The 3293-nt window shown below is 45.4% G+C and carries 3 protein-coding genes, 1 rRNA gene and 1 pseudogene; 3 read left to right on the top strand and 2 right to left on the bottom strand.

Annotated features, from left to right (window positions below; genetic code table 11):
• Positions 1-388 precede the first annotated feature (388 nt).
• The 3 genes and pseudogenes from H6F80_RS19220 (at position 389) to H6F80_RS19215 (ending at position 2445) form a co-directional block, all read left to right on the top strand.
• Positions 389-766 carry a transposase gene (locus H6F80_RS19220; RefSeq protein WP_518523612.1) on the top strand — a complete coding sequence of 126 codons (378 nt, stop codon included), beginning with the start codon at positions 389-391 and terminating at the stop codon, positions 764-766.
• A 63-nt stretch (positions 767-829) separates the two neighbouring features.
• Positions 830-961, top strand: a complete 132-nt coding sequence (locus H6F80_RS31405) for a hypothetical protein (protein WP_518523611.1) — start codon at positions 830-832, stop codon at positions 959-961.
• A gap of 126 nt (positions 962-1087) precedes the next feature.
• Positions 1088-2445 (top strand): annotated as a pseudogene (locus H6F80_RS19215) (IS701 family transposase).
• 136 nt (positions 2446-2581) lie between these two features.
• Here H6F80_RS19215 and H6F80_RS19210 read toward each other — a convergent pair.
• Both H6F80_RS19210 and rrf read right to left on the bottom strand, forming a co-directional pair.
• Positions 2582-3010 carry a single-stranded DNA-binding protein gene (locus H6F80_RS19210; RefSeq protein WP_190793132.1) on the bottom strand — a complete coding sequence of 143 codons (429 nt, stop codon included), beginning with the start codon at positions 3008-3010 and terminating at the stop codon, positions 2582-2584.
• A 178-nt stretch (positions 3011-3188) separates the two neighbouring features.
• Positions 3189-3293 (bottom strand): 5S ribosomal RNA (gene rrf / locus H6F80_RS31400); the annotation flags it as partial.

Here is a 3293-nt window from a genome sequence, read left to right as displayed (position 1 = left end):
CTCTTTGATGAAAGAACCTTTGTAGGGTCTAAAAAAACAAAATCTAGCTCTGGACACCAGTAGACCACTCCACATGGGGCATCTTGAATTGGACTTTAGGCAACCATAGTGCTGAAACGTTTGCCTTGTTATGAGCGATCGTCAAACTATCAGGGGGCTACTTCTATATTGTGGATGGTTGCACTATTTATCCTGGTTTTGTTCCAGAGGGTAATCAAATTATGAGCAAAACCCACATAAGAGCTGATTTATAAAGAAAAACCGAAGTAGTTCTGGTTCAGCCTTGAGCAGATTTTAGACAGGAGAAGCCGAGGGGTAGCCTTACGAAGGTCTCGTCTGTCTGAAATTGCTCATCCAACACGCTAACCCTATCCCAGTGACTTAAGTAATGCGAAGTGGGAGATTCTCAAACCCCTACTGCCCAAAGCTAAAGGATTTGGACATCCCGTGGAAGTGGATTTCAGGGAAATCGAGTGTTGCGATTGCGGATTCCCAATCCGTGAAAACAACGGAAAAAAGGGGGCAGTCTACGGTTTCGATGGTGGCAAAAAGGTTAAAGAACGCACATCGCCATATCATTGCCGATTCGCGAAGGTTGTTGATGGGAGTCCTCGTCAGTGAAGCGAATGCTTCAGAGCGGTCAGGAGCAATCGTTGTTCTAGACGAGGCAAAGGAGAAGTTATCTAGATTAGAGGCCGTATGGGTAGACCAGGGATATTCAGGCAAGAAGCTTGGCCATGCAGTCAAGCAAGTGTGTGGAGAATAGGTTTGGGTAGAGGTGATTGAGCGCACTTCAGCAACATTCGCGCAACTTCCGAAGCGGTGGATTGTGGAGCGTACTTTTGGATGGCTTAATCAATTCCGTCGCTTAAACAAGGATTATGAGGTGTATTTAGAGGTGAGTGAAGTGATGATTTATGGTTCCTTAATTTGTCTGATGATGCGGCGATTGGCTGCTTAAGATTTACTTTATGAATTAGTTCTAACGCAAGTTGAATCTGAGAATATACGCTTGCGGCAATAACGCTCTTCTATCGGCCTGGATGCGTAATAATAGGAGCAGAGCTGTGAAAGCGAGGTGCAGCTAATAGTTGAACCGCGACCCGCTACAGCGAACGTCCAATTCATTGATGAATATTGCCAGTGGTATCAAGTGCTGTTTCCTGAAGTTAGGAACTTCGAGCCATTTAAACAGTTGCATTTGGGACTCATAAGTGAAGCCAAACGCAAAATGCTACCTACAATAGCCCAGGTAGCGAAATTAGACAACGCTCAATCATTGCATCATCTTCTAATAGAATCGCCCTGGCAAACTTCAGCTTTTCGTCAACAGTGCTTGCGGTTAATCCTCCAAAACAGTGGTAAGCGCGAAATTGTGCTGGTCATTGATGACACAGGCGACCGAAAGAAGGGACAACATCCTGATTATGTTAAACGCCAATACGTCGGCAACTTAGGCAAGATTGAGAATGGCATTGTGGCTGTGATAGCCTAGGGGTGGTAGACAATATCACCTTGCCCTTGCTGTTTCAAGTTTATAAACCGAAAGAACGCCTCAAGCCCGATGAGGTCTACCGCAGTAAGCTAGAGATAGTTGCCCAGATGATCCTCGATCTTTAAGGTATGGGCTTTCAGTTCAAGCTCGTGCTAGCTGATAGCTTGTATGGTGAAAGTGGCTGCGGTTTCATCGATGTGTTGTATTAGTTGAAGCTGGAGTTCGTCGCGGCAATTCGTACTAATTATGCTGTCTAGTTGCCGCGTGAGCAAACAGTTCGTTTCAATCGCTGGCGCAAGTTTGAGCGTATCTTTAGTGATAGTAAACCTGAGACTCGATACATTCGAGAAATTATTTATGGTAAGCGCCGTGCCAAACAATATTGGGAACTCACCACTGGACCCTCAAACGTTACCCAAGAATGCAACCTAGTATGTGATGACGCACTATGGGATGACGCACATTGAGAACCTCAAGTATGACCAAGTTGGTAATTTGTATGGCTTGAGAAACTAGGTTGAGTATGGCTTGAAGCAGAGTAAGAACGAGTTGGGATGGGCAAATTTTTGGCTGACCCCCTACAATCAGATTAAGTGCTGGTGGGAGATGGTGATGAGTGCGTAATTGCTGATGAGTCTGCATACTAACGCTTCACAGCAACCACAAGTACAACCTTCGATCCAACAGAATGCTCAAGCGCAAGTAATCACCCTTCATCTCACCCAACATCCAGTTGGAAGCAGGCAAACAGGTGGAAGCAGACACTCAACAATCTGCGTCTGGTAATTGAGCCGAGCATAATTCTAAATTTGCTCGAACCCTGGTTAAATCTATTTCCAATTCCACGCTTAGCGGCCGGGTTAGAGTGTTTGGTTGCACTGATGAATCAGTTTTCTAGCAGTCTGCCACACTCTGATCTATCCCAAAATTTCCGCTTTTATTTTGCCTAGCGTGACACAGGAGCATTAGTTTTTGCTTTAGAGTCAGTTGATACCAAGCCTCTAACCCTAACAATGCTACTGACCTACCCCTAACATTTGTTTGAGCCTTGCGGGTTGCTCATACTCCCCTACATCTGACACTCGGCTAAACAGGCGCCCCAACCGCAGAGCCTCCAGTCTCCTCAACATGTTGGTTTGGCAACACCGCTTCTGCACTAACAGACTCCCCCTCAAATCCCCGCACAATGTCTAGATCAATATCTAGAACCGTCATTTCCAATCCCGCTTTGGGCAAATTACCACTGCTTGTAATATAAGGATTCGGTTCAAGGCTGCCGGTACAAATAATTAAAGACCCCTTCTTCAAGTAGGGCAATTTTCGCCAAGCCAACGATTTATCCCAAATTCTTAACTTAACTGTAAAAGCATCATCCCGACCGCGCAACCTTCGTACATACAGAGTTGCTTCTGCAAGCGTCGCTTGTTCTCCATTGCGTAATTCGATTGCTTTGATTTGAGCATCAGCTGCCAGATTACCGCTTACAATCCACTTATTTAATCCCACACTTGCCATAATCGTCGTATTGCCTGAAAGTAAACGCCGCTATCACAATATTCAACACAAGTTTGAATATCCTTAAAGCATAACTTTCCCAGTTTTGCCATTAAACTAACGGTAACTTCAAGCCTCAAATCGAGCGAAACAAAATCTCCCCCAAGCATAATCACAAGGGGGAGATTTCAGAAAATTACCCTGGCATCGAGCTATTGTTGCAGGAAGCAACCCTCCAACTATCGTCGCCGTTTCAGCGTTTCACACCTGAGTTCGGGATGGGTCAGGGTGGGTCCACCGTACC

The sequence above is a fragment of the Leptolyngbya sp. FACHB-711 genome, from assembly GCF_014695615.1.
In the GTDB taxonomy this organism is placed as follows: domain Bacteria; phylum Cyanobacteriota; class Cyanobacteriia; order Elainellales; family Elainellaceae; genus Leptolyngbya_A.
Note: the sequence above shows the minus strand (reverse complement) of the source record. Positions and strands in the feature narration are given on the sequence as shown.